Source organism: Gordonia rubripertincta, from assembly GCF_038024875.1.
Classification (GTDB): domain Bacteria; phylum Actinomycetota; class Actinomycetes; order Mycobacteriales; family Mycobacteriaceae; genus Gordonia; species Gordonia rubripertincta.
In genome coordinates, this window is the sequence record NZ_CP136136.1 from 4,370,025 (window position 1) to 4,395,063 (window position 25,039).

Here is a 25,039-nt window from a genome sequence, read left to right on the forward strand (position 1 = left end):
TCGTACCGCCGGGCCGCCCCCGCGCCCGCATCGCGACACCCCCTTGTCGCGGCTCGCCGGCACCGACGCGGGCATCGCCGTGTGGTCACCCCGAACGACGCGCCTGGTGACCCGGGTACCCTTCACGGCCTCCGATCGGGGATATTGAACTCATCACAACGCGAAAGAGGAACCCGGTGCCACTGACCGACGACGCGACGTCGCCGGTGGCTGCGGTGCGCCCGAATCCGTCGAGCGCGGTGACCGCTCCGCTCGACACCTCGACCCGGACGCCGCGCCGGCCGAGCCCGCTCGCCGGCGACACCGGCGTTCCCGGCGTCACCGCACCCGCCTCGCGTGACGTCACGGTCGTGCCGCCACCGGCGCGCACGACGAGGGAACCGGCCACGCCCGAGGGCGTCGACGAACCCGTCCCGGCGAACGGCACGAAGGAAGCCTCCGATTCGGACGATGCCGACGACAAGCCCGGTCCCCCCGTTCTGCCCAACATGCATCGGGTGGTCTGGCGGACGATCGTGAAGTCCTGGGACGACGGGATCATCGGCTGGGCGGCGCAGGCCGCCTTCTGGCAGGCGCTCTCGCTACCCCCGCTGCTGCTCGGGCTGCTCGGTTCGGTCGGTTACGTCGCGGGCTGGTTCGGACCCGGCACCGTCGACATCGTGTACGACCGCATCATCGAGTTCGCGCAGCGCACCTTCACCGAGACCGTGGTCGACGATCTGATCACCCCGACCGTGGACAGCGTTCTCGGCCGGGGCCGTATCGGACTCATGTCGGTCGGCTTCATCCTGTCGCTGTGGGCCGGCTCGTCGGCGATGTCGTGTTTCATCGCCTCCATCGCCAAGGCTCACGATCAGCACGAGGTGCGGCATCCCGTGTGGCAGCGCTTCTTTGCGCTGTTCCTCTACGTCGGTTTCCTGTTCGTCGCGGTGTTCCTGCTGCCGCTGGTCGCTCTCGGACCGAACTATCTGCGGGCGATCGTCCCGGAGTCGTGGGGGTCGTTCGTGACCACGCTCATCGACTACGGTTACTTCCCGTTCGTCGCCGTGCTGCTGCTGTTCGTGCTCACCACGCTCTACCACCTGGCGCTGCCCAATCCGCTGCCGTGGCACCGGCTCATCGGCGGCGCGATCGTCGCGGGCGTGTTCTTCTGGGTCGCGAGCTACGTGCTGCGCATCTACCTGACAAAAATCACCGAGGCGGGCGTGTCCTACGGGGCGCTGGCAACGCCGATCGCCTTCCTGCTGTTCACCTTCTCGCTCGGCTTCGGCATCGTCATCGGGGCCGAGTTCAACGCCGCGGTGCAACAGTTCTGGCCCGCCAAGGCGTCCACGACGACCCAGGTTCGGCACTGGGTCAACTCACAGACCTCCGACATCACCGGTCAGCTCAAGACGATCCCCGACCGGTTGTCGTCGGGACCGATCCGACGCCCCACGCGCGACCACCGCGGGGGCGACTGACCGATCCCGGCGAGCGCTCGCTACTTGCGCAGCTTGGCGTAGATCTTCTTGCACTTGGGGCACACCGGCGAACCCGGCTTGGCCGCACGGGTCACCGGGAAGGTCTCGCCGCAGAGCGCGACCACGTGGCTGCCCATCACGGCGCTCTCCGCGATCTTGTCCTTCTTGACGTAGTGAAAGAACTTGGGCCGGTCGTCGTCACTGCTGTCGGTGGCGTCGGCGTCGGACCTCTCGTCGGTCTCGGTGTCGGTCCACTCGTCGAGATCGGGGCGTTCGATGGTTTCAGTTGCCATTGCTCTATTGTGCGTCACCGGGGAACCGCAAGCACACGCGCCCGGAATCCGTCAGTGCAATGAGCAACCGAAAGTGGGACAGTGGAGAGGGTGTTCGAACAAAGGGATTTCATGGGCGCGACCGGCCGCGAGCCGCACGACCCCCACGAGGAGTCGAGACGATTCGGCAGGTCGGATCACCCGGCCGTGCCCGCCGAGACCTTCCTGATCACCGACGCCCAGGACTCACTCGAGGCACAACAAAAGGCCCGGGTCCGCAAGTACCTGATCATGATGGCGTTCCGCGTCCCCGCGCTGATCGTCGCCGGCATCGCCTACTCGATCACCGGCTCCGGACTCCTCGCCCTGGCCATCGTCGCCATCTCCATCCCGCTGCCATGGATGGCCGTGCTCATCGCCAACGACCGCCCGCCCCGCAAGCGCGGCGAGGTCCCCCACTACAAGTACGGCGCCGATCATCACCTCATCGGGCCACCCGCCCTCTCGCGGACCGAACAGCAGCTGCCCCATCGCACCGTCGACGGGCATGTCGTGGACCCCGACGACTGAGCCACCGTCGACCCGACGACCACCGTCGCCGCCGCAGTGGGTTCCCCCGCGTTCGACATCTCAGCAACTTCTCAGCCGCTCCTGCGAACCGGCGAAAGTCTTCGCAGGTCACCAAGCCTCCTTTGGGTTTGCGCCGAATCACTTTCGGGAACTATCGCCATCACATGGACGTTGGACCCAGTGAACGCATTCAAGTCAGGAGGCCGCATGTCACGCTCGACAGTTGCACGTTCGACCCCGACCACAGGTTTCGCCGATCCCGCTGCCCCGGGCACCCGCCCGGCGATGACGGAGCAGGATCTCGATGCCCAGTCGCCCGCCGCGGACCTCGTCCGCGTCTACCTCAACGGGATCGGACGCACCGCTCTCCTCAACGCAGAGCAGGAGGTCGAACTCGCCAAGCAGATCGAGGCCGGCCTCTACGCCAAGCACGTCCTGGCTACCAAGAAGCGCCTCTCGGCCACCAAGAAGCGTGACCTGGCGACCATCGTCCGCGAGGGTGAGGCAGCACGCGCCCATCTGCTCGAGGCGAATCTCCGTCTCGTCGTCTCGCTGGCCAAGCGCTACACCGGCCGCGGCATGCCGCTCCTGGATCTCATCCAGGAGGGCAACCTGGGTCTGATCCGCGCCATGGAGAAGTTCGACTACGCCAAGGGCTTCAAGTTCTCGACGTACGCCACGTGGTGGATTCGTCAGGCCATCACCCGCGGTATGGCCGATCAGAGCCGCACGATCCGGCTCCCCGTCCACCTCGTCGAGCAGGTGAACAAACTCGCCCGTATCAAGCGCGAGCTCCACCAGCAGCTCGGCCGCGAGGCAACAGACGAGGAACTCGCCAACGAGTCCGGTATCCCGGCCGAGAAGATCGCCGATCTGCTCGACCACAGCCGCGACCCGGTGAGCCTCGACATGCCGGTCGGCAGCGACGAGGAGGCACCGCTGGGCGACTTCATCGAAGACGCCGAGGCCACCTCGGCCGAGAACGCCGTCATCGCCGGTCTGCTGCACTCCGACATCCGGGCCGTCCTTGCGACCCTCGACGAGCGCGAGCAGCAGGTCATCCGGATGCGCTACGGCCTCGACGACGGCCAACCGCGCACCCTCGATCAGATCGGCCGCATGTTCGGACTGTCGCGAGAGCGCGTGCGTCAGATCGAACGCGAGGTCATGGGCAAGCTCCGCGCCGGCGATCGTGCCGAGCGCCTGCGCGCCTACGCCAGCTGACGCTCCCGGTCTCCCGGCTCCACCGTCCCTTAGCTCAATCCCCTTAGCTCAATCGTCTCGGTCCGGTGTCCCGCCTGTCGGGCACCGGGCCGACGCGTATCTGGGCATTGAGCACCGACGCGCCGTCGACCGACACCAGGATCGGGTCGCAGAGCACCTCACGCACCTCGGGGATGTCGTCGACGAGGGTGGAGATCCGCAGCAGCAGGTCGACGAGCGCCTCCTTGTCGGCCGGTTCCTCACCCCGATAGCCGGAGAGGAGCGGCGCCGAACGCGGTTCGTCGATCAGCTCACGGGCGTCGAACTCGGTGAGCGGGATCGCCCGGTAGCCGTGGTCGCCGAGCAGGTCGAAGGTCCGCCCCGACAGTCCGAAAGAGATCACCGAACCGAAGGACTGGTCGTCGCGGACGCGGATGACCGTGCCGACACCCTTCGGGGCCATCTTCTGCACGTGCAGGACGTGGTCGCCGGTCAGTTCGCTCAGCTCGGCGAACGCGTTCACGACCGCGGTCGCGTCGGGCAGGTCCAGCCGGGCGCCCTCACGATCCAGGCGTCCCCGCCATTTGGGCGAGGTGGCCTTCACGGCGACCGGGAAACCGAGCTCGCGAGCCGCCGCCGACGCCTCGTGCATCGTCCTGACCTCACGGAACGGGACGACCGAGATGCCGTACCAGCGCAGCAGTTTCGCCGAGTCCACCTGGCCGAGGAGACGATCCGACGACTGCCCGTCGGAGGCCATCGCCTCGCGCACGTACATGCGGGCCGCCTCGGGGTCGGTGCCCTCGGCCCGATGGACCACCGACTCCGGACGCATCTTCCACTTGGCGTACTGCCAGGCGCGCGCCAGTGATGCGGCGGCGCGTTCCGGGCTGGCGTACGACGGGATGGACCCGCGTTCGGGCAGACCGTTAGGACCGGGCTTCGTGAGACCCGGCGGGATGCCGTCGACCGCGAGGAACGTCGTGACGATCGGCTTGTCACCGTCCGCGCCGGGCGTGTTCGCCGCCGCCATGAGCGCGCGGGCGTGCCAGTCGGCGTCCACGGCCACCGGCGGGACGAAGACGACGATGATCGCGTCGACACCGGTGTCGGTCATCGCCGCGGACACGGCATCCTCGAACAGTTCCTCCGACGCGCCCGCGCCGAGATCGATGTTGTCGACCACTTCCAGGCCGCCGTTGCGCGCGTGGTCGGCGGCGAGGCTCCCCAACACCGACGAGTTGCCGATGATCCGCACGCGCGGTCCGCGCGGAAGCGGTTGATAGGCGAACAATGCCGCGCAGTCGAAGAGTTCGGGGATCGTGTCGACCTGGATGACACCGGCCTGTTCGAGCATCATGCGTGCGATCTGGTCGTCGAAGTTGGCCGTCGACCGGGCGGCGCGGACCGGGCTCATCGCGCCGGCGCCCGACTTCACCGCGACGATCGGCTTGGCCCGCGACACCCGCCGCGAGATGCGGGAGAACTTGCGCGGGTTACCGAAGCTCTCGAGATAGAGCAGGATCACGTCGGTCGAGGCGTCGCTGTCCCAGTACTGCAGGAGGTCGTTGCCGGAGACGTCGGCACGATTGCCGGCGGAGACGAACGTCGACAATCCGATCTGCCGCCGTGCCGCGGTGTCGAGGATCGCGATGCCCAGTGCACCGGACTGACAGAAGAACCCCACCCGGCCGGCCGCCGGGATGCGCGGTGCGAGTGTGGCGTTGAGCGCGATTCCGGCGTCGTTGTTGGCCACACCCAGCGCGTTCGGGCCGACGAGACGCATACCGTGTTCCCGGACCTGCGCGACGAGGCGACGCTCGTTCTCCAGACCCTCCTCCTCGCCGGAGTCACCGAATCCGGACGACACGACGACGAGCGTCCGCACACCCTTCACGAGGCAGTCGTCGAGGACGTCGTCGACCCGGGACGCCGGGACCGCGACCACGGCGAGGTCGACCGGGTCCGGGATGTCGCGGACCGTCTCGTAGGCGCGGATGCCGCGGACCGACGGCGGCCGTTCGCGGGTGCGCCGCCGGTTCGGGGTCGCCGGGCGGCCGACACGCTCAGAACCCGGGCGGTCGGGCTCCTCGTCGACGCGGGCGGGCCCGTTCACCGGGAACACCGGCCCGGTGAACCCACCGGCGATGATGTTGGCGAGCAACGCGTTTCCGACCTTGTTCGGGTCGGTCGACGCACCGATCACCGCGACCGAGGTGGGGCGCAGCAGGTTCGCGACGCTGCGGGCCTCGGACGCGTTCTCGCGGGCGTTGCGCACCGACAGCAGCGCCTCGGTCGGGTCGATCAGGAACTCCACGTGCACCGTCGAGCCGTCGAAGCTCCGTGCGAGCTGGTAACCGGCGTCGCGGAACACGGCGACCATGTTCGGGTTCTCGCTGAGCACCTCGGCCTCGAAACGGGTGAAACCGTTCTCGGCCGCGGCGCCGGCGAGGTGTTCGAGCAGGATCGGTCCGAGACCGCGTCCCTGGTGTTCGTCGGCGACGACGAAGGCCACCTCGGCCGATTCCGGCTTGCCGTCGAAGGCGAGTCCCTCGTAGATGCCGACGGCGATGATCTCGCCACCGAGCACGGCGACGATCGCGACGCGCTGCTGATGGTCGACGGTTGTCATCCGTGCCACCTCGCGCGGCGGCAGCGTGGGCGTCGGGCCGAAATACCGCATGTAGCGGGTGCGTTCGGAGAGCTTGGAATGGAAGGCGACGATCCGCTCGGCGTCGTCGGGGACGATCGGCCGCAGGTGGACCACCCCACCGTCGGAGGCGAGCACGTCGGCGATCCAGTGCCGCGGATAGTCCCAGGCACTACGGGGCTCGGGCTGATCGGCCAGTGTCTCCGGCGCAGTCTGGGTTTCCGCCGCAGTCTGGGTTTGCTCTGGGTTGGACGACACGTCCTGATCAGTCACGGGGATCCTCCGGGTCGAGACCGTGCAGAGGGTACACCGCGCGGCGGGTCGCGAGGATCGCGCGATCGGTCTGTCGCTGTGCTGTTGCACTCACCCCCTCGAAGGGCTCCTGCCCCGCATCGCCGTCCCACGGCTGATACTCCACGTCGCCGCCGTCGCCCATCACCCCGACCGGCGGCCGCGCGTAGTCGGAGTGCACCTGGGTGGAGATCTGTTCGGCTGTGGCGCACCAGGATTCGTCGATCGTCGTGGTGGGGTCGATCTCCCGGTCGAGGGCCACGCCGAGCAGGTGCGTCCAACTGCGGGGCACCACGTTGACGACGCCGTAGCCACCGCCGCCGACCGCGATCCACCGTCCCTCGCAGTACTTGTCGGCAAGATCACGCATCGCGATCATTGCCGCGCGCTGCCCCTCGACGGTGAGCGACAGGTCGGTGAGGGGATCGGCGCGATGACTGTCGGCGCCGCACTGGCTGACGATGATCTGTGGTTTGAACTCAGCGATGAGCGACGGCACGACGGCGTGGAAAGCCCGCAGCCACAGGCGATCCTCGGTGTTGGGCATCAGCGCGAGGTTGACCGCACTCCCCTGCGCGTCGCCGTCGCCGACCTCGGTCGGCCAGCCCGTCCCCGGCCACAGCGTCGCGGGATGCTGGTGCAGCGAGACCGTCATCACGCGCGGATCCGCCGCGAACTCCACCTGGACGCCGTCGCCGTGGTGGGCGTCGACGTCGATGTAGGCGATCCGGTCGAAGCCCTTGTCCAACAGGTATCGGATGGCGATCGCGCAGTCGTTGTAGATGCAGAACCCGGCGGCCCGGGCCTTCATCGCGTGGTGCATGCCGCCGCCGATGTTGACCGCGCGGGTCGCGGCACCGGACGCGACGGTCTGCGCGGCGGCCAGCGTCCCGCCGACGAGGAGGCGAGCGGCCTCGTGCATCCCGGCGAACACGGGGTTGTCGGCGTCGCCCAGTCCGAACAGTCGCTCGAGCAGCGGTCCCGACAGCGATGCGGTTCCGGAACCCACGGCACGGACGGCGTCGATGTAGTCCCGGGTGTGCACCACGGTGAGGGCGTCGTCGTCGATGGCCTGCGGGGGCACGGTCTCGACGTCGTCGAGCACCCCGAGGCTCTGGGCGAGGGTCATCGTGAGCGCGAGCCTCACGGGATTCATCGGGTGGGTGTGGGCCCACCGGTAGGACAGGAAGTCCTCGCTCCAGATGACGGCCGTCGTGGAAGTGTCGGTCACAGGGTTCAGGCTAGTGGTTCAGCTCGCGGGCGGGTGCACGATGTCGGTTCGACCACATGTGGGTACGGTCGGGGTCGTCGTCAGGGTCCGCGGGTGCGTGAGAGGGCTGTCACCGTGGGCGAACAGGGTAATCTTGGCGGGGACGAAAGGGATTGGGCACAGTGAACGATCTGGTTGACACCACCGAGATGTATCTGCGGACGATCTACGACCTCGAAGAAGAGGGAATCGTGCCGCTGCGGGCGCGTATCGCCGAGCGCCTGGACCAAAGCGGCCCGACCGTCTCTCAGACCGTCGCCCGGATGGAGCGCGACGGACTCCTGCGCGTCGCCGGCGACCGCCATCTCGAACTGACCGAGCGCGGCCGTTCGCTGGCCGTCGCGGTCATGCGCAAGCACCGCCTGGCCGAGCGGCTCCTGGTCGACGTCATCGGCATGCCCTGGGATCAGGTCCACGAGGAGGCCTGCCGCTGGGAACACGTGATGAGCGAGAACGTGGAGCGCCGTCTGCTCGCCGTGCTCGAGTACCCGACGACCTCGCCGTACGGCAACCCGATCCCGGGCCTTGATCTGCTCGGCGTCGAGGTTCCCTCGACCGACGACGGTGCGACCCGGATCGCTGATCTGCCCGCGGGCGACACCGTGGCGGTCATCGTGCGGCGACTGTCCGAGCACGCACAGTCCGATGTGGGTCTCATCTCGCATCTGCGGGAGGCCGGTGTGGTCCCGAACGCCCGCGTGACGGTGACCAACGTCGCCGGCACCATCACGATCAACACACCCGGACACGAGGGCCTGGAGCTCTCCGCCGACATGGCGCATTCGGTTTTCGTCGAGAAGGTCGTCGAGAAGTCTGACGCAGCAAAAGTCTGACGCAGCAAGAGACTGACACAGGAAGCGTTCCCGAGATCACCCGGCGGCCCGCCGGGTGATCTCTGGCATCTGCACCCCGAGTTCGCGGGCGGTTCCGTAGGAGCCGTCGATCATCTCCCACAGCATCGTCGGCCGGACGCCGGCCCGCAGGGCGGTGTCGAGGAGGCCGGCCAGCTTCGCATCGGGGTCGGATTCGAGGGCGACGTCGAGGGCGACCCCGGCGTATGCCCCTTCTCCACCGATGTAGTGCAGGTGCGCCAGAAGGGTGGCGGCTCCGGCCCGCCCGGGTCCGGTGAGGCGCCGGGTGAGTTCCCGCCAGACGGATTCGGCGTCTTCGCGTAGGTCGGTGACGGCGAGCGCGAGGACGGCGTCGCGGACCGGGGGGCGTCGGACGGCCTGTTCCAGCACGGCGACCTCTGCGCAGTCCAGCGGTCCCCCGCCGTGTGCGACCGATCCGATCGTGAGATCCAGCAGGTGCGCGTCGGACATCGCGTGTCCGAGCGGCACGACGCCGCGGTCGTCGCAGTCCGGGCAGGGTCGTGCGGTGCTGCATTCGCCGGGAACGGGTTCGAGCATGGCCCGCATCTCCGACCGGCGCGGCAGGATACGTCGCCCGGACTTCACCGCCTCGGCGATGGCGGTCGGGCAGGTCTGCGGATCGTCGAGGACGCCCTCGCGGTCGTCGAGCACGTCGACCGACCACGCCTGCCCGTCGGGACACCAGATCACCGACCATGCCGCACCGGGATCGAAGGCGGACAGAACGAATCCGGCGGCGACACCCCCGATCGCGTCGAAGTGGCGGTCGGCGATCGCGAGTACCCGTCGATACCGGGGATCGTCGGCCGGGTAGCGGTCGTCGGCGATGACCGCCACCACCTCGTCGGCGCCGTAGGAGTGGGTGATCGCCCCGAGTCCCGCGAGCACGGTCGACAGCTCGGAGGTCGGTTCGCCGGTGTCGCCGAGGGCGAGGTCGTGGCGCATGGTGGCCGAGATCCCCCGGTCGGGCGCGAAGGCGACCACGATGATCGAACGCTCCGGAATGAAGCCGAGCAACGCCGGGATCGCTGTCAGAAGTGTCGTCGGGTCGATGGGGTCACGGACGGGTCGGGAGGACGCGAAGGCGGACATGCACGAAGCATCGGCCGCGGAACGCCATCTCGACGGTGCGCGGGATGACCTGTGGACAACTGCCGCAGCCCGTCCACAGGACGTGATCGTGTCAGCCGAAGGCGGCGGACACCGCCTTGGTGAACAGCTCGTCGAGCGCCGCCGAATCCTCCGCGGGCACCGGACCTGCTGCGGGCCAACGATATTCGGCGTACACGCGCACCCCGTCACGCTCGCCGATCAGGGCGAGCGAGCTGGTGGTGACGGGTGCTGTGCCACCGCCGGTGACGATGGTGCGGCGGATTGTCGCCGTGTCGACGCCGTCACGTGCGGGCGGGGCGGGCGGAACCTCGGTGGTGACCGTCGACGACGCGCCGAACGTGGTCGTCGTCAGTTCCGGGCACTTCTCGGCGCGCTGCACGACCTCGGCGAGCGGGGTGTCGACGTGGGCGACGACGGTGGTCAGGGTCGAGCGTTCCGCGGTGCCCGGACCGAGGAGGGCGACGGCGCCGTCGGCAGAGACCGGGGCGGGTGCGCACTCGGGTGGAGAGACCTCGGTGTTCTCCCCCTGCCCCGGCGCCGGACCACCGGTCACGTCGGCCAGGGCGCTGCCCACCGCCTGGGGTGGGATCGGGCTCGCCGGACCGCCCGGGAAGTCCGACGCCGCCACCGACCTGGACGAGAGGTCGGGATTCGCCGGCTCGGCGTCTCCCACGATCGAACACGCCGAGAGGACACCGCCGGCGAGAACAGCGCAGGCAGCGGCCAGCACGAGCACAGGAGGGCGGCGTCCGGAGGACGTTCGGGGTGCAGAGGTTGCCGGGGTCACAGCGATCTACTGTGCCACCGCCGTCGTCAGCGCACGCGGGTGACACACCCGAGGAGGGAATCCCTGGCGCGACGTTGTCGTTGCATATTCGGTGTCCCGCCGGACGCCGGTGCTCAACCGCGACCGGAGGTGCGAGACAATGAGACATATGACGAGAATCCGGCCGTGCTGTGCCACGGCCGCCACGTACAAGGAGGGATGACGTGGACGAGCAACCTGCGCGGAACGACGCGCTGTACGAACTCGCCTTTCCCGCTCCGCAGGTCACCCGCGCCGACGGCACGGGTCCGGTTCTGATCCATGCCCTGGAGGGGTTCGCCGACGCGGGCCACGCTGTCGCCCTCGCGGCCGCCCACCTCCGGGACAGCCTGGAGTCGGAACTGGTCGCGACGTTCTCGTCCGACGAGCTGATGGACTACCGCTCCCGCCGCCCGACGATCTCGTTCAGCGGTGAGACCTTCACCGAGGTCGAGATGCCGGCGCTGACCCTGCACGCGATCCGCGACAACTCGGGCAAGGGTTTCCTGCTGCTGGCCGGCGCCGAACCCGATCTGCGGTGGGAGCAGTTCGTCGACGCGGTGCGCCGCCTGTCCGACCGGCTGGGCGTCACCGATGTGATCGGACTCAACGCGATCCCGATGGCCGTGCCGCACACGCGTCCGCCGTCGATCACCGCGCACGGCAGCGACCCCGACGCCCTCGGCGACCTCCCCCGCTGGGGTTCGGCGATGAAGCTGCCCGCGAGCGCCTCGATGCTGCTCGAACTGCGGATGGGTGAGCACGACTACCGGGCCTCCGGCCTGTCGGTCCACGTGCCGCACTACCTGGCGCAGACGAACTACCCGGCGGCCTCCGCGCGGCTCCTGTCCGCGGTCGCCGAGCTGGCCGGTCTCGACCTGCCGCTCGCCGCGCTCGAGAGCGCCGCGGAGAAGGTGCGTGCCCAGGTCGACACCGAGGTCGAGGGCAACTCCGAGATCGAGTCGGTCGTCGCCGCGCTGGAGACCCAGTACGACACCTTCACCCAGGCCGCCGAGGAGCGCGCGTCGTTGCTGGCCGCCGAGGAGTCGCTGCCCAGCGGCGACGAACTGGGCGCCGAACTCGAGCGGTTCCTGGCCGAGCAGGTGGCCGAGCAGTCGAAGGACGACGAGCCCGGAGACGAGGGACCGCAATCGTCGATCTGACCGCGAGCCCGACGGCCCTGGTGCCCGTCGACGACGAGGACCAGGCACTCGACACCTACACACAGTGGTGGAGCGGGCGCGGCCTCGACCTGTACGAACACCAGGAAGAGGCACTGCTCGAGCTGCTCGCCGGCAGCCACGTCATCCTGGCGACCCCGACCGGTTCGGGGAAGTCGCTCGTGGCCGCCGGCGCACTGTATTTCGCGCGCTGCCGGGGCGAGCGGGCCTTCTACACCGCGCCGATCAAGGCCCTCGTCAGCGAGAAGTTCTTCGAGCTGTGCGGGATGTTCGGCGCCGATCAGGTCGGCCTGCTGACCGGTGACGCGTCGGTCAACCCGGATGCCCCGATCGTCTGCGCCACCGCCGAGATCGTGGCGAACCTCGCCCTCGCGGCCGGCGGCGGCAGCGACATCGGCACGCTGGTGGCCGACGAGTTCCACTACTACGGCGAACCCGACCGCGGCTGGGCATGGCAGGTCCCGCTCATCGAACTGCCCTCCACACAGTTCCTGCTGATGTCGGCGACCCTCGGCGACGTCTCGTTCTTCGTCGACGACCTCGCGCGCCGCACCGGCCGGGACACGGTCGAGGTCACCGGCGCCCAGCGGCCCGTGCCCCTTGTCCACGACTACTCGATGACCCCGATCCACGAGACGATCGCCGACCTCGTCGACCGTGGTCGCGCACCGATCTACGTCGTGCACTTCACCCAGGCCGCCGCCGTCGAACGAGCCCAGGCACTGCTGAGCGTGAAGATCTGCGACAAGGAGGAGAAGGCCGCGATCGCCGAGGCGATCGGCGACTTCCGCTTCTCCACCGGCTTCGGCAACACCCTGTCGAAGCTGCTGCGTTCGGGCATCGGCGTCCACCACGCCGGGATGCTCCCCCGCTATCGTCGCCTCGTCGAACGCCTTGCGCAGCAAGGACTCCTGAAGGTGATCGCCGGCACCGACACCCTCGGCGTGGGCATCAACGTGCCGATCCGCACGGTGCTGTTCGCCGGGTTGAGCAAGTACGACGGCCGCCGCGTCCGTCGCCTGCGGGCGCGTGAGTTCCACCAGATCGCAGGTCGCGCCGGCCGGGCCGGGTTCGACACCGTCGGCTACGTGGTCGCCCAGGCGCCCGAGCACGACGTGGAGAACGCCCGAGCCGTCGCCAAGGCCGGCGACGATCCGAAGAAGCTGCGAAAACTCGTGCGTCGCAAGCCTCCCGAGGGTTTCGTGTCGTGGGGCGAGAAGACCTTCACCCAACTGATCGACGCGCCCGACGAGCCGCTGCGGTCGCATTTCCAGATGACCACCGCGATGCTGCTCGAGGTGCTCGGCCGTCCCGGAGACTGTTTCGCCGCCATCCGGCACCTGCTCGAGGACAACCACGAACCGCGCGATCGGCAGTTACGCCACATCAAACACACCATCGAGCTCTACCGCGGCCTGCGCGACGCCGGGATCGTCGTACAGCTCGACGAGCCCGACGAGACCGGCCGGCACATCGCCCTCAGCGTGGACATGCCGGAGAACTTCGCGCTGACCAACCCGCTGTCGGCGTTCGCGATGGCCACCTTCGAGATCCTCGACCCCGAATCGTCCACCTACGCCCTCGATGTCATCTCGATTCTCGAGTCGACGCTGGAGAACCCGCGGCCGTTGCTGCTCGCCCAGCGCAAGGTCGCCCGGGATGCGGCGATCGCCGAGATGAAGGCCGACGGCATCGAGTACGAGGAACGGATGACGCGGCTCGAGGACATCACCTGGCCGCAGCCGCTCTTCGAGGAGATCTTCGGCGCCTTCGAGATCTACCGGCGCGGCCACCCCTGGGTGGCGTCGTTCCCGCCCAACCCGAAGTCGGTGCTCCGCGAGATGCTGGAGAAGGCGATGACCTTCACCGAGCTGATCTCCGCCTACGGTCTCGCCCGCAGCGAGGGTGTGGTGCTGCGGTACCTGTCCGACTGCTATCGGGTTCTGCGCCAAGGCGTTCCGACCAGTGCGGTGACGCCGGAGATCGAACAGATCGTGGCCGATCTCGGCACCATGGTCCGCGAGGTCGACTCGAGCCTCGTCGACGAGTGGGAGGCACTCGCCGCCCAGGCGGCGGAGGTCTGAGCCCTCACACCGGCGTCACCGCGCCGGTGTCGGCGACGATCTCCGAGATGAGAGCCGCGAGCTGCCGATACGCCTCGTCGTGACGCGCGGAGCGGCGGAAGACGACCCCGATCTGACGGCCCGGCCGCGGCGAAGCGAACGTGGCGATCGCCAGGTCCCCCGACGCCGTCTCCGAGGCGACTGCGGTCTGCGGGATCAGGGTCACCCCGAGCCCACCGACGACGCAGTGCACGGCCGTCGTCAGCGACGCCGCGCGCGTCTGCCCCAGGTCGGGCCGGACCCCGGCGAGCGCGCACACCTCCAGCGCCTGATCCCGCAGGCAGTGACCCTCGTCGAGGAGCAGCAGCGGCAGGTCGGCCAGTGCGCTCGGGTCCACCCGCCGCTTGCCGGCGAGAGCGTGCCCGGCCGGCAGAGCGAGGACGAAATCCTCACGGTAGAGCGGAACTTCGGCGATCCCGGGCACGTCGAGCGGCAGTGCCAGGAGTGCCACGTCGAGGGTGCCGCCCCGCAGCTGTTCGACGAGCCGCCCGGTCTGTTCCTCGACGACGCGGGGTCGCAGGTCCGGCAGCTGCTCGGCGAGTCCGCGCAGCACCGCGGGCAGCACGTACGGCGCGACCGTCGGGATGACCCCGAGCCGGATCGCACCGTGCAGCGGCTGGCCGGCACCCGCGGCCGCGGCGGTGAACTCGTCGACGGCATCCACTGCCGCCATCGCTCGCTGCAGCAGTTCCTCGCCGTCCTGGGTCAGCAGGACCCGACGCGTCGTCCGCTCGACGAGCGTGACGCCGAGACCGGTCTCCAGCGCCGACAGGGCCTGCGACAGCGACGGCTGGCTCACTCCCAGGTCCGCCGCGGCGGACCCGAAATGCCTGCGCTGGGCAAGTGCCACGAACGCGCGCAGACCGGCGATGGTGGGCTGATAAGTTTTATCGGGCATGGTTATCAGTGTAGTGCTACTAATCACGTTTCGCTTTTGCCGATTTTCCGGCACGATAGTACTCGTACGTCGCGAAAGTCTTTCGCGCGCAATTTCGGTACATCCCCCTCAGCTGAAGGAGCGATACATGGCCCTGCTCACCATCGGTGACCAGTTCCCCGCCTACAACCTCACCGCCGTGATCGGTGGCGACCTCAGCAAGGTCAACGCCCAGCAGCCCGACGACTACTTCACCACCGTCACCTCCGACGACCACCCCGGTCAGTGGCGCGTCGTCTTCTTCTGGCCGAAGGACTTCACCTTCGTGTGCCCGACGGAGATCGCCGCCTTTGGCAAGCTGAACGACGAGTTCGCCGATCGTGACACCCAGGTGCTCGGCGCCTCGGTCGACAACGAGTTCGTCCACTTCCAGTGGCGTGCACAGCACGAGGACCTGAAGACCCTGCCGTTCCCGATGATGAGCGACCTGAAGCGCGAGCTGGCCACCGCCGCTGGCGTTCTCAACGCCGATGGGGTCGCCGACCGCGCCACCTTCATCATCGACCCGAACAACGAGATCCAGTTCGTCTCGGTCACCGCAGGCTCCGTTGGCCGCAACGTCGACGAGGTGCTGCGCGTCCTCGACGCCCTGCAGTCCGACGAGCTGTGCGCCTGCAACTGGAAGAAGGGCGACCCGACGATCAACGCCGGCGAGCTCATGACCTCGGGCGTCTAGAGAAGGAGATCACGATGAGCATCGACAATCTCAAGGAAGCCCTTCCGGAGTACGCGAAGGACCTCAAGCTCAACCTCGGTTCGATCAGCCGCACCACCGCGCTGAACGAGGAGCAGCTGTGGGGGACCCTGCTGTCGACCGCAGCCGCCACCAAGAGTGCCAAGGTGCTCTCCGAGATCGCCGACGAGGCCGCTGACATCCTGTCGGCCGAGGCCTACAACGCCGCACTCGGCGCCGCGTCGATCATGGGCATGAACAACGTGTTCTATCGCGGTCGCGGTTTCCTCGACGGCAAGTACGACGACCTGCGTCCCGGCCTGCGGATGAACATCATCGGCAACCCCGGTGTCGACAAGGCCGCGTTCGAGCTGTGGTCGTTCGCCGTGTCCTCGATCAACGGCTGTGGCCACTGCGTCGCCGCCCACGAGAACACCCTGCGTGAGGCCGGCGTCGAGCGCGAGGCCATCTTCGAGGCCCTCAAGGTCGCCTCGATCGTGACCGGCGTTGCCCAGGCCATCGCCACCACCGAGGTGCTCGCGAACGCCTGATCGCGCAACACATATGACGAAACCCGGCTGCCTCTCGGCAGCCGGGCTTCGTCGTGTTCGACAGTGTTCGGCTCGTCAGCTCAGAGCGGCACGGATGCGGTCGGCCATCTCGCCGACCTCGTCGGTCGTCATGACGAACGAGGGCGAGATCTGCAGCGCGCCCTGGCCAGCGGCACGGGTGCTGACACCGTGCTCGCGCAGCTTCAGGACCGCGGCCGGGGCGGTGGCCGGGTCGGCGAGCTGGACCGCGGTGACGGCACCGAGGCCGGTGCGCACCTCGGCGACCGCGTCGAGGTCGGCCAGCGGGGCCAGCGCCGTCGCCAGGTCGCCCTCGAGGCGTGATGCCTCGGCGAGAAGATTCTCCCGGCGGATGATCTCCAGGTTGGCCAGGGCGGCCGCCGCGGCTGCCGCGTGACCGCCGTAGGTGTAGCCGTGACGCCACCAGACGCCGCCGGCGAAGAACGGCTCGGCGACGCGCGGGGCGATGAACACCGCACCCATCGGCACGTAGCCGGAGGTGAGGCCCTTGGCGGTGGTGATCATGTCCGGCTGCAGGTCGAAGCGCGCCGAGGCGAACCACGAGTCGCCGGCGATACGGCCGAAGCCGGTGACGACCTCGTCGACGACGAACAGGATGTCGTGGTCGCGGCAGATCGCGCGGACCTCGTCGAGGTATCCGTCCGGCGGCAGGTAGATGCCACCGGCGCCGATGATCGGCTCGCAGAAAAAGGCGGCGATGTTCTCCGCGCCGACCCGCTCGACGAGACCGAGCAGGCTCTTCGCGTCGTCCCAGTCGACGTTCTGCACGTCGTGCATGAGCTCGCCGTAGCCGTCGTGGTTGAGCGGGATGCCCGCCAGCGACGTACCCGCGGCGTGCATGCCGTGGTAGGCCTTGGTGCGGCTGACGACGACGCGCTTGGCGGGTTTGCCCTGCTCGACCCAGTAGCGACGGGCCAGCTTGACCGCGGTGTCGATCGAGTCGCTGCCGCCCGAGGTGAAGAAGATCTTCGACCCGGGCACCGGTGCGATGGCCGCCAGCTCGTCGGCGAGCTGCAGCGTGACGTCGCTCGCGATGTCACCGAAGTTGGAGTAGTGCGCGATGGTGCCGAGCTGGCGCGAGACCGCGTCGGCGATCTCGGTGCGGCCGTGGCCCACGTTGGTGAACCAGAGACCGGCGGTCGCGTCGATGTATTCCTTGCCGTCGCGGTCCCAGATACGGGTCCCCTCGCCCTTGGTCACGACGAAGGGGCCACTCGCGGTCACCGCACCCATGTCGGCGAAGCCGTGCCACAGAGCACCAGAATTTTCAGACATGCCCCCCATGATGCCGGGCGAGGTGAGTGCTCCCCGCATCGACCCATATCCTGGAGTCATCATGTCGGTCGAGTCCCCAGATCCAGCCCCGCGAGATCCTCAGCCCGGCATCTCCCGTCCCGAACTGCTCCGTTCGCTCGACGAGGTCGCGATCCTCGACGCCCACCGTCTGCGTCGCCGCGTCGACAGACTCGGCCGCACCCCCGACCCACGGAAATGGGAACAACTCGTCGCCGATGTCGAGAAGGCGCGACGCCGCGTCGACCGTCGACGGGCCACCGTGCCGGCGCTGCGCTTCCCCGACGAACTCCCCGTCTCGGCCGCCCGCGAGGAGATCGCCGACGCGATCCGGGACCACCAGGTCGTGGTGGTCGCCGGCGAGACCGGTTCCGGTAAGACCACGCAGCTGCCGAAGATCTGTCTCGAACTCGGCCGCGGCATCCGCGGCACGATCGGGCACACCCAGCCGCGTCGAATCGCGGCGAGCTCGGTGGCCAAACGCATCGCCGATGAGACCGACACCGAACTCGGTGACGCGGTCGGCTATTCGGTCCGGTTCACCGACCGCTCGGGCGCCGACACCCTGATTCGCGTGATGACCGACGGAATCCTGCTCCGCGAGATCGCCACCGATCCGATGCTGCGCCGCTACGACACCCTCATCATCGACGAGGCCCACGAGCGCAGCCTCAACATCGACTTCATCCTCGGCTATCTGCGTCGACTGCTGTCGCAACGACCGGATCTGAAGGTGATCATCACCTCGGCGACGATCGAACCCGCCCGTTTCGCACGGCATTTCAGCACGCCGGAGACGTCGGTTCCGGTCATCGAGGTGTCCGGTCGTACCTACCCCGTGGAGATCCGGTACCGGCCGCTGAGTCTGCAGGAGCGCCCGGACAGCGGCGACGACACCGGTGGCGGCGAGCACGCCGACCTCGACCAGATCCAGGGCATCGACGCCGCGATCGACGAGCTGTGGGCCGGTGGCCGCGGCGACATCCTGGTGTTCCTACCCACCGAGCGCGACATCCGCGAGACCGCGGATGCGTTGAAGCGGCGCACGGGAACGGGACGCAACGGCGGTGCGGAGATCGTCCCGCTGTTCGCGCGGCTTTCGATCGCCGACCAGCAGAAGGTCTTCGCCCCGTCGAACGGTCACCGGATCGTGCTGGCCACCAACGTCGCCGAGACCTCGGTCACCGTTCCCGGCATCCGCTACGTCATCGACACCGGCACGGCCCGCATCAGCCGGTACTCGACCCGCACCAAGGTCAATCGGCTTCCCATCGAACCCGTTTCGCAGGCCAGCGCCCGACAGCGCGCCGGCCGATGCGGTCGCGTCGCCCCCGGTGTGTGCATCCGGCTCTACAGCGAGAACGACTTCGACGCCCGCCCCGCGTTCACCGATCCGGAGATCCTGCGCACCAACCTCGCCGCCGTCATCCTCCAGATGACCTCACTGAAACTCGGTGAGATCGCGGACTTCCCGTTCGTCCAGCCACCCGACGAGCGCGCGATCCGCGACGGCATGGGCGTGCTGACCGAGCTCGGCGCGATCACCGTGAGCCGGGAGGGCGGCCCGCCGCGCCTCACCCCCGTCGGGCGCTCGATGTCCCGCATCCCCGTCGATCCGCGGGTCGCGCGGATGCTGATCGCCGGCCGCGAGCTCGGCTGCCTCGACCACCTGCTCGTCATCGCCTCCGCGATGTCCCTCCCCGATCCCCGCGAACGTCCCGCCGAACACCGCGAGGCCGCGGATGCCTCCCACCGTCGCTTCGTCGTGCCGCAGTCGGACTTCCTGTCCTATGTCGAGCTGTGGCGCTACCTCGAGGAACAGCGCAAGGAGTTGTCCGGCAGCAGGTTCCGGCGGATGTGCGAACGGGAGTTCCTGCACTTCCTGCGCATCCGGGAGTGGCGGGACCTGCACCGGCAGCTCACCGAGATCGTCAAGGATCTCGACTGGCCGGTGAACCCGGCCGGTTCCGACCTCCCCGAGGTCGACGCCGACGCGGTCCACCGCGCGATCCTCTCGGGCCTGCTGTCGAACATCGCCGCGCGCAACACCGAGGGCCGCGAGTTCACCGGGGCGCGAAACACGACGCTGATGATCTTCCCGGCGTCGCCGCTCGCCAAGAAGCCGCCGCCGTTCATCATGGCCGCGGAGGTCCTCGAGACCTCGCGACTGTTCGCACACACCGTCGCCGGGATCGATCCGCTGTGGGCGGAGAAGCTCGCCGGCGATCTGGTCAAGCGCACGCACAGCGAGCCGCACTGGTCGTCGAAGCGCGGTGCCGCGATGGCCTACGAACGGGTCACGCTGTACGGCGTGACCCTCGTCGCGCGTCGTCGCGTCGACTACGGGCCGATCGACCCGGTCGTCTCCCGCGAACTGTTCATCCGCCATGCCCTCGTCGAGGGCGACTGGCGTACGCAGCACCCGTTCTTCGAACGCAACCGCGCCCTGCTCGACGCCGCCTCCGACGTCGAGAACCGCATGCGCACACGTGGACTGGTGATCACCGAGGATCAGCTGTTCGAGTTCTACGCCAAGCGCGTCGGAACCGAGGTCACCTCCGCTCGGCACTTCGACACGTGGTGGAAGAAGGCCCGACGCTCCGACGAGGCTCTGCTCGACCTCAAGCCCGAGGACGTGGCGGCGAGCACCGAGGCCGCGCCCACCGACTACCCGGGTGCCTGGCAACAGGGCGACACCCGACTCGAACTCCGCTACCGGTTCGAACCCGGTGCACCCGATGACGGTGTCACCGTGATCATCCCGCGCGCACTGCTCCCCCACGTGCGCTCGGCGGGATTCGACTGGTCGGTGCCCGGCATGCGGACGGAACTGGCCACGGCACTGGTGAAGTCGCTGCCCAAACGGCTGCGCAAGTCCATGTCCCCGGCACAGCGTTTCGCCGAGTTGGCCCTGGCCCGTCTGACGCCGCGCAGCGAGCCACTCACGGTCGGACTCGCGCGCGAACTCTCCACGATCACTCAGATGACGGTCACCGCAGCCGATTTCGACGTCGACCGGATTCCGGCCCACCTCAAGATGCATTTCGCCGTGGTCGATGACGCCGGGAACATCACCGCGCGGGCCGATTCCATCGCCGAGCTCCAGCGTGCGGGCACCCCTGCCGCCACGAAGACGGTGAAGCGCACCTTGTATCGCACCTGGACCGACGACGGAATCGGGACCCTCGCCGCACAACGGACAGTCGACATCGCCGGTCAACGACTCACCCGCTACCCGACCATCGACGCGATCACCGACGAGGCCGGGCGGACCCGCGGGGTGGTCGTGATCGACGCCGCGTCGGAGCAGACCCGTGATCGATTGGCGGAGAGAGGGATCGTCGCACTGCTCGACCTCGCGATCCCACCCCTGCACCGACGCGTCGCCGGCTCGCTGGGGGCGGCGGGCCGACTCGCGTTGAGTCAGAGCCCCTACTCGGACCTCGATGCGTTGCTGGCCGACTGCACACGCCGTGCCATCCGCGATGTCGTCGCGGGCCTCGACGCCGCAACTCTGTCCGCGGTGCGTTCACCCGAGGCATTCAGCGCGCTTACGGAGAAGTTGCGGCCGCGGATCTCCGAAGCGGCGCCGGAATACTTCTCGCTCGCGGTCGAATCCTTTGGTTGGGTGGCGCCGGTACGCGCCGCGATCGACCGTCACGCCGGTTCGCTCGCGGCCGACGACGTCGCCGAACAGCTGGAAAATCTCGTCTTCGACGGATTCGTCGCCGCCACCGCCCGGCGACATCTGGAGAACGTGCCGCGTTATCTCGCGGCGGCCGAAGCCCGGCTGACGGCACTGCCGGCCTCCGCGGCCCGGGATCAGGCGGGAGTCGCCGTCGTCGACCGGGTGACCGAGCGGTGGGCGCAGAGACTGACTCAGGTTCCCGAGCACCGGAAGGCGGCCGTCAACGACGAGGCACAGTGGCTCGTCGAGGAGCTGCGGGTGGGATTGTTCGCCGAGCGGCTCGGCACCGCCTACCCGGTGTCGGAGAAGCGGGTTCTACGAACTCTTGACCGACTCGGCTGAGGCGGCTCGGAGGTCGTCGATCTCGCGCTGGAAGTCCTCGACCGAGTCGAACGAGCGGTACACCGACGCGAAACGCAGGTATGCGACCTCGTCGAGGTCGCGCAGCGGTTTGAGGATCGCGAGTCCGACCTCGTTGCTGGGGATCTCGGCCGACCCGCTGGCACGTACCGTGTCCTCGACCTGCTGGGCCAGCTGGGCCAGTGCGTCCTCGGCGACGTGGCGTCCCTGGCATGCGCGCCGGACTCCCCTCATCACCTTCTCGCGACTGAACGGTTCGGTCACGCCGTTGCGTTTGACCACCGCGAGCACAGCGCTCTCCACGGTCGAGAAGCGTCGCCCACACTCCACGCAGGAGCGGCGGCGCCGGATGGCCTGCCCCTCATCAGCGACACGCGAGTCGATGACCTTGGTGTCGTCGTTCTTGCAGAAGGGGCAGCGCATCGTATCCTCACGCAGGTCACGGGACACTCTGATGCAGCCGGGCCGCATGCCAGGCCGGTAGTCGGCCGGTCCCTGTGACATCGAGGATACCGCCCGCGCTCAGTGGTACCGGGGGGCGAGGAGCGGCTGGCCGACGCGCAGGCCGCTCGACGGGAGGTCGTTCAGCTGGATGATCTCGTCGACGACTGCCTCACGCGGCATCTCCGGAGCCACGCGCGACGCGATGGTGCTCAGCGAGTCGCCCGAGCGCACGTGCACGACCTCGGTGCCGACCGAGGACGGTGTGACCGTTGCGGCGTAGTTCTGCCCGACGACCGCGATGACCCACACGGCCAGCGCGAGTCCGACGCCGGCGAGGATGGCCGTCGCCGTGCGTCGCCGCCGCCGGATGACGGCCGAGGGTGCGGGCTGCGCGGGGCGCGACACCGGCACGACCGGTGCACGGCCGCGCATACCGACCGGCGAGGCGCACTGGGTGGAGGCGACCCGACGGACCCGGACCGCCGACTCCGGCACCGGACGGCCGTCGACGGGGCGGCGGCCATCGCCGCGGCGCATCGGGCGCGGACGTTCCAGGACGTCACCGCGGGCCGGATCGGTGGAGCGGACGGGGTCGATGAGAGTGGCGGTGCGCATGGTGCCCTCCGTGTTTCCGGTCGAACTCCGTCCGGGCGTCCGACTGCGTCGTCGGCGTTCGAACTGTTCGAGTGTCGATCACCTGTTCGATGAACTGATGTTCGATTTGTAGCACGGCACTCCGACAATTGTCTCGCGACACGTCGAACAAATGTTTGATGCGGCCGGCATTCTGGGCTAGGGTCGTCGGCAGACAAGCGATCTACCAGCACGTTCGGAAATCGAGAGGAAGCCCGATCATGAGCGATGACGGCGGTAAGCGCACCGGAGCGCGGGGCGCCGACGAGCCCGTCACCCCGGCAGACATGGCGGCGGCCGAGGCCTCGCTGACGCCGCGGCAGCGCGGAGTTCTCGAGGTGATCCGCAAATCCGTGCGCGAACGCGGTTACCCGCCCAGCATCCGCGAGATCGGCGACGAGGTGGGTCTCACCTCGACCTCCTCCGTCGCCCATCAGCTACGGACCCTCGAACGCAAGGGCCTGCTCAAGCGCGACGCGAATCGTCCGCGCGCGGTCAACATCGCGCCGAGTGAGCCGCCGACGCCCACCTCGCCGACCGGTGGTGCGCTACCCGAGCCCACCTTCGTGCCGGTCCTCGGCCGGATCGCCGCCGGCGGCCCGATCCTCGCGGAAGAAGCAGTCGAGGACGTGTTCCCGCTCCCCCGCGAGCTGGTCGGCGAGGGCTCGTTGTTCCTGCTGAAGGTCGTCGGCGAGTCGATGATCGACGCCGCGATCTGCGACGGCGACTGGGTGGTGGTCCGCCAGCAGAACGTGGCCGACAACGGTGACATCGTGGCCGCGATGATCGACGGCGAGGCCACGGTGAAGACCTTCAAGCGCCAGAAGGGTCATGTCTGGCTGATGCCGCACAACGAGCTGTTCGACCCGATCCCGGGCGACGAGGCCGTCATCCTCGGCAAGGTCGTCACCGTGATGCGGCGGATCTGACCTCTTCGTTCTCGAGAACCGCGGCGGCCGCCGCGCGAGCCGCAGCCGGATCGGCGGTGGCGAGCGCGGCTGCGGCCGCGTTTTCGCAGGTCGCGCGCGACACACCGGCGAGCCGGGCGCCGACCGCAGCGGCCGCCACCGGAGCACTCGACAACGAGGTCACCCCGAGCCCGACCAGTACACAGGCGAGGATCGGGTCCGCCGCGGCCTCGCCGCACACGCCGACCGGTTTCCCCTGATCCCGTCCGGCCCGCGCAACCGTCGCGATGAGATGCAGGACGGCCGGCTGCCACGGATCGGTCAGCGAAGCGAGATCGGCCGACATCCGGTCGGCGGCCATCGTGTACTGCGTGAGGTCGTTGGTGCCGATCGAGACGAAGTCGACCTCGGCCAGGATCGCGGGTGCGAGGATCGCGGCGGCGGGGACCTCGATCATCACCCCGGCGGTCAGCCCCCGTTCGCGCACCTGTGCGGCGAAAGCGGCCGCCTCGGACGGTGACGCGATCATCGGTGCCATGACCCAGGGGCTCGTCTCGGAGCCGTCGGCGGCGCGCGCGATCGCGTCGAGCTGGTGGGCGCGGATCTCGGGGTGCGCCAAGGCGATCCGGTCGCCCCGTACGCCCAGCGCCGGATTGGGCTCCTCGGGCTGGTTGACGAAGCGCAGCGGCTTGTCCGAGCCGGCGTCGAGGGTGCGGATGACGACCTTGCGGCCACCGAACGCGTCGAGCACCTCGCGGTAGATGTCCGCCTGCTCCTCCACCGACGGTTCGTCGGCCCGTTCGAGGAAGGCCAGTTCGGTGCGGAACAGTCCGACGCCCTCCACCGGATGGTCGGTGGCCGCGCGGGCCGACGACCCGTCGGCGACGTTGGCCAGGATCGCCACCTCCACGCCGTCGGCGGTGCGGCCCGGACCCGACCAGCCGGCGACCAGGGCCGCCTGACGCGTGTGCTCGTCGACACGGGCGCGGGCTGTGGCGTCGTCGGGTTCCACGACGATCTCACCGGTCGTTCCGTCCACGAGTATCACTGTGCCCGAACTGATCCCGGCGAGATCGGGGACCGCGACGACACACGGGATGCCGAGCTGCCGGGCGATGATCGCGGTGTGGCTGGTCGGCCCGCCCAAGCGGGTGACCAGTGCGATGGTGGTGGCGGGATCGAGACCCGCGGTGTCGGCGGGCGCGAGGTCGTCGGCGAGGAGGACCGAGGGCACGTCCGGCGTGGGCACGCCGGGTTCGGGCAGGCCCAACAGTTCGGCGAGGACGCGGTCGCGGACATCGTTGAGGTCGGTGACGCGCTCGGCCATGAGTCCACCGAGCTTGGTGAACACGGCGGCGAACTGTTCGGTGGCGGCGACAGCGGCCGACGGCGCCGAGGCCCCCTTGGCGATGAGTCCCGAGGCGGCACCGATCCACCCGCGGTCCTCGGCGAGCCCGGCGGTGGCGGCGAGTACCTCGGCGGCGACGCCGGTGTTCTGCGATGCACGTTCACGCAGGCGCGCGGCGACCGCCGCCGCGGCGGCGGTGAACCGTTCGGCCTCGTCGGCGCGGAGGTCTTCGGCGATCTCGATGCCTGCGCCCAGCGCCTCTGCGGAGTGGTCGGGTCGGCGGCCCGGCCAGAGTGCGGGCCCGAGAGCCACACCACCGACGACCGGCGTCCCCGTCAGAATCTGCGTCATG

The 25,039-nt window shown here is 69.0% G+C and carries 20 protein-coding genes; 10 read left to right on the top strand and 10 right to left on the bottom strand.

The features are described from left to right. Positions 1–176: 176 nt before the first annotated feature. The gene (locus RVF83_RS19840; RefSeq protein WP_005197293.1) at positions 177–1,463 is read left to right on the top strand and encodes a YihY/virulence factor BrkB family protein; all 1,287 of its coding nucleotides are present in this window, start codon (positions 177–179) and stop codon (positions 1,461–1,463) included. Between the two features lie 20 nt (positions 1,464–1,483). Here the strand turns inward: RVF83_RS19840 and RVF83_RS19845 are convergent, their stop codons facing one another. Beyond that, positions 1,484–1,756: a DUF3039 domain-containing protein gene (locus tag RVF83_RS19845; protein ID WP_005197294.1), complete on the bottom strand. Its 273-nt coding sequence runs from the start codon at positions 1,754–1,756 to the stop codon at positions 1,484–1,486. A gap of 111 nt (positions 1,757–1,867) precedes the next feature. Here RVF83_RS19845 and RVF83_RS19850 point away from each other — a divergent pair, with 111 nt between their 5' ends. Both RVF83_RS19850 and RVF83_RS19855 read left to right on the top strand, forming a co-directional pair. Beyond that, complete coding sequence (locus tag RVF83_RS19850) at positions 1,868–2,305, top strand: DUF3099 domain-containing protein (protein WP_005197295.1); 438 nt, start codon at positions 1,868–1,870, stop codon at positions 2,303–2,305. Positions 2,306–2,590: 285 nt separating this feature from the next. Beyond that, complete coding sequence (locus tag RVF83_RS19855; protein WP_174310882.1) at positions 2,591–3,529, top strand: sigma-70 family RNA polymerase sigma factor; 939 nt, start codon at positions 2,591–2,593, stop codon at positions 3,527–3,529. Between the two features lie 43 nt (positions 3,530–3,572). Here the strand turns inward: RVF83_RS19855 and RVF83_RS19860 are convergent, their stop codons facing one another. Then, positions 3,573–6,431, bottom strand: coding sequence for a bifunctional GNAT family N-acetyltransferase/acetate--CoA ligase family protein (locus RVF83_RS19860; protein ID WP_005197299.1), 2,859 nt, complete (start codon positions 6,429–6,431; stop codon positions 3,573–3,575). Next, complete coding sequence (locus RVF83_RS19865) at positions 6,424–7,680, bottom strand: acetoin utilization protein AcuC (protein ID WP_005197302.1); 1,257 nt, start codon at positions 7,678–7,680, stop codon at positions 6,424–6,426. Before RVF83_RS19865 ends, RVF83_RS19860 begins: the two co-directional genes overlap by 8 nt. Positions 7,681–7,841: 161 nt before the next feature. Between RVF83_RS19865 and RVF83_RS19870 the strand changes: the two genes are divergently transcribed. Further along, positions 7,842–8,552: a metal-dependent transcriptional regulator gene (locus RVF83_RS19870; protein ID WP_005197304.1), complete on the top strand. Its 711-nt coding sequence runs from the start codon at positions 7,842–7,844 to the stop codon at positions 8,550–8,552. A gap of 36 nt (positions 8,553–8,588) precedes the next feature. Here the strand turns inward: RVF83_RS19870 and RVF83_RS19875 are convergent, their stop codons facing one another. Further along, positions 8,589–9,683 (bottom strand): DUF4192 domain-containing protein, encoded by a 1,095-nt coding sequence (locus RVF83_RS19875; protein WP_005197312.1) that lies wholly within the window; start codon positions 9,681–9,683, stop codon positions 8,589–8,591. Between the two features lie 91 nt (positions 9,684–9,774). Continuing rightward, complete coding sequence (locus RVF83_RS19880; RefSeq protein WP_005197324.1) at positions 9,775–10,440, bottom strand: hypothetical protein; 666 nt, start codon at positions 10,438–10,440, stop codon at positions 9,775–9,777. A 254-nt stretch (positions 10,441–10,694) separates the two neighbouring features. Here RVF83_RS19880 and RVF83_RS19885 point away from each other — a divergent pair, with 254 nt between their 5' ends. Both RVF83_RS19885 and RVF83_RS19890 read left to right on the top strand, forming a co-directional pair. Beyond that, entirely contained in the window at positions 10,695–11,672 is a 978-nt protein-coding gene (locus RVF83_RS19885) for a proteasome assembly chaperone family protein (protein ID WP_005197333.1), read from the top strand. 20 nt (positions 11,673–11,692) lie between these two features. Beyond that, on the top strand, positions 11,693–13,774 hold the full coding sequence (locus RVF83_RS19890) for a DEAD/DEAH box helicase (RefSeq protein WP_005197334.1): 2,082 nt from the start codon (positions 11,693–11,695) through the stop codon (positions 13,772–13,774). 4 nt (positions 13,775–13,778) lie between these two features. On the opposite strand, the gene RVF83_RS19895 is transcribed toward RVF83_RS19890, so the two are convergent. Then, a complete protein-coding gene (locus RVF83_RS19895; protein WP_005197336.1) occupies positions 13,779–14,711 on the bottom strand; it encodes a hydrogen peroxide-inducible genes activator in 933 nt (310 codons plus the stop codon). 127 nt (positions 14,712–14,838) lie between these two features. Between RVF83_RS19895 and RVF83_RS19900 the strand changes: the two genes are divergently transcribed. Beyond that, a complete protein-coding gene (locus tag RVF83_RS19900) occupies positions 14,839–15,426 on the top strand; it encodes a peroxiredoxin (protein WP_005197337.1) in 588 nt (195 codons plus the stop codon). 14 nt (positions 15,427–15,440) lie between these two features. After that, positions 15,441–15,974, top strand: a complete 534-nt coding sequence (locus tag RVF83_RS19905) for an alkyl hydroperoxide reductase (RefSeq protein ID WP_005197338.1) — start codon at positions 15,441–15,443, stop codon at positions 15,972–15,974. A 75-nt stretch (positions 15,975–16,049) separates the two neighbouring features. Here RVF83_RS19905 and RVF83_RS19910 read toward each other — a convergent pair whose 3' ends face one another. Continuing rightward, on the bottom strand, positions 16,050–17,327 hold the full coding sequence (locus RVF83_RS19910; protein WP_005197339.1) for an aspartate aminotransferase family protein: 1,278 nt from the start codon (positions 17,325–17,327) through the stop codon (positions 16,050–16,052). Between the two features lie 22 nt (positions 17,328–17,349). Here RVF83_RS19910 and hrpA point away from each other — a divergent pair, with 22 nt between their 5' ends. Then, entirely contained in the window at positions 17,350–21,336 is a 3,987-nt protein-coding gene (gene hrpA, locus RVF83_RS19915; protein ID WP_005197345.1) for an ATP-dependent RNA helicase HrpA, read from the top strand. On the opposite strand, the gene nrdR is transcribed toward hrpA, so the two are convergent. Together nrdR and RVF83_RS19925 are read right to left on the bottom strand one after the other, a co-directional pair. Then, positions 21,310–21,777, bottom strand: a complete 468-nt coding sequence (gene nrdR / locus RVF83_RS19920) for a transcriptional regulator NrdR (protein WP_035754175.1) — start codon at positions 21,775–21,777, stop codon at positions 21,310–21,312. The two genes, hrpA and nrdR, sit on opposite strands and share 27 nt — an antisense overlap. A gap of 99 nt (positions 21,778–21,876) precedes the next feature. Next, entirely contained in the window at positions 21,877–22,413 is a 537-nt protein-coding gene (locus RVF83_RS19925; protein WP_005197353.1) for a LysM peptidoglycan-binding domain-containing protein, read from the bottom strand. Positions 22,414–22,652: 239 nt separating this feature from the next. On the opposite strand from RVF83_RS19925, the gene lexA reads away from it, so the two are divergent. Further along, positions 22,653–23,360 carry a transcriptional repressor LexA gene (gene lexA, locus RVF83_RS19930; protein WP_005197355.1) on the top strand — a complete coding sequence of 236 codons (708 nt, stop codon included), beginning with the start codon at positions 22,653–22,655 and terminating at the stop codon, positions 23,358–23,360. Here the strand turns inward: lexA and RVF83_RS19935 are convergent. Then, positions 23,338–25,038, bottom strand: coding sequence for a phosphoenolpyruvate--protein phosphotransferase (locus RVF83_RS19935; protein WP_005197357.1), 1,701 nt, complete (start codon positions 25,036–25,038; stop codon positions 23,338–23,340). The genes lexA and RVF83_RS19935 overlap by 23 nt on opposite strands. Position 25,039 lies beyond the last annotated feature (1 nt).

Excerpts from the sequence above, each read along its gene's own strand:
- RVF83_RS19845 (WP_005197294.1), bottom strand. The coding sequence starts at position 1,756 with ATGGCAACTGAAACCATCGAACGCCCCGATCTCGACGAGTGGACCGAC.
- RVF83_RS19850 (WP_005197295.1), top strand. The coding sequence starts at position 1,868 with ATGGGCGCGACCGGCCGCGAGCCGCACGACCCCCACGAGGAGTCGAGA.
- RVF83_RS19855 (WP_174310882.1), top strand. The coding sequence starts at position 2,591 with ATGACGGAGCAGGATCTCGATGCCCAGTCGCCCGCCGCGGACCTCGTC.
- RVF83_RS19875 (WP_005197312.1), bottom strand. The coding sequence starts at position 9,683 with ATGTCCGCCTTCGCGTCCTCCCGACCCGTCCGTGACCCCATCGACCCG.
- RVF83_RS19895 (WP_005197336.1), bottom strand. The coding sequence starts at position 14,711 with ATGCCCGATAAAACTTATCAGCCCACCATCGCCGGTCTGCGCGCGTTC.
- RVF83_RS19900 (WP_005197337.1), top strand. The coding sequence starts at position 14,839 with ATGGCCCTGCTCACCATCGGTGACCAGTTCCCCGCCTACAACCTCACC.
- RVF83_RS19905 (WP_005197338.1), top strand. The coding sequence starts at position 15,441 with ATGAGCATCGACAATCTCAAGGAAGCCCTTCCGGAGTACGCGAAGGAC.
- RVF83_RS19910 (WP_005197339.1), bottom strand. The coding sequence starts at position 17,327 with ATGCGGGGAGCACTCACCTCGCCCGGCATCATGGGGGGCATGTCTGAA.
- hrpA (WP_005197345.1), top strand. The coding sequence starts at position 17,350 with ATGTCGGTCGAGTCCCCAGATCCAGCCCCGCGAGATCCTCAGCCCGGC.
- nrdR (WP_035754175.1), bottom strand. The coding sequence starts at position 21,777 with ATGCGCTGCCCCTTCTGCAAGAACGACGACACCAAGGTCATCGACTCG.
- RVF83_RS19925 (WP_005197353.1), bottom strand. The coding sequence starts at position 22,413 with ATGCGCACCGCCACTCTCATCGACCCCGTCCGCTCCACCGATCCGGCC.
- lexA (WP_005197355.1), top strand. The coding sequence starts at position 22,653 with ATGAGCGATGACGGCGGTAAGCGCACCGGAGCGCGGGGCGCCGACGAG.
- RVF83_RS19935 (WP_005197357.1), bottom strand. The coding sequence starts at position 25,038 with ATGACGCAGATTCTGACGGGGACGCCGGTCGTCGGTGGTGTGGCTCTC.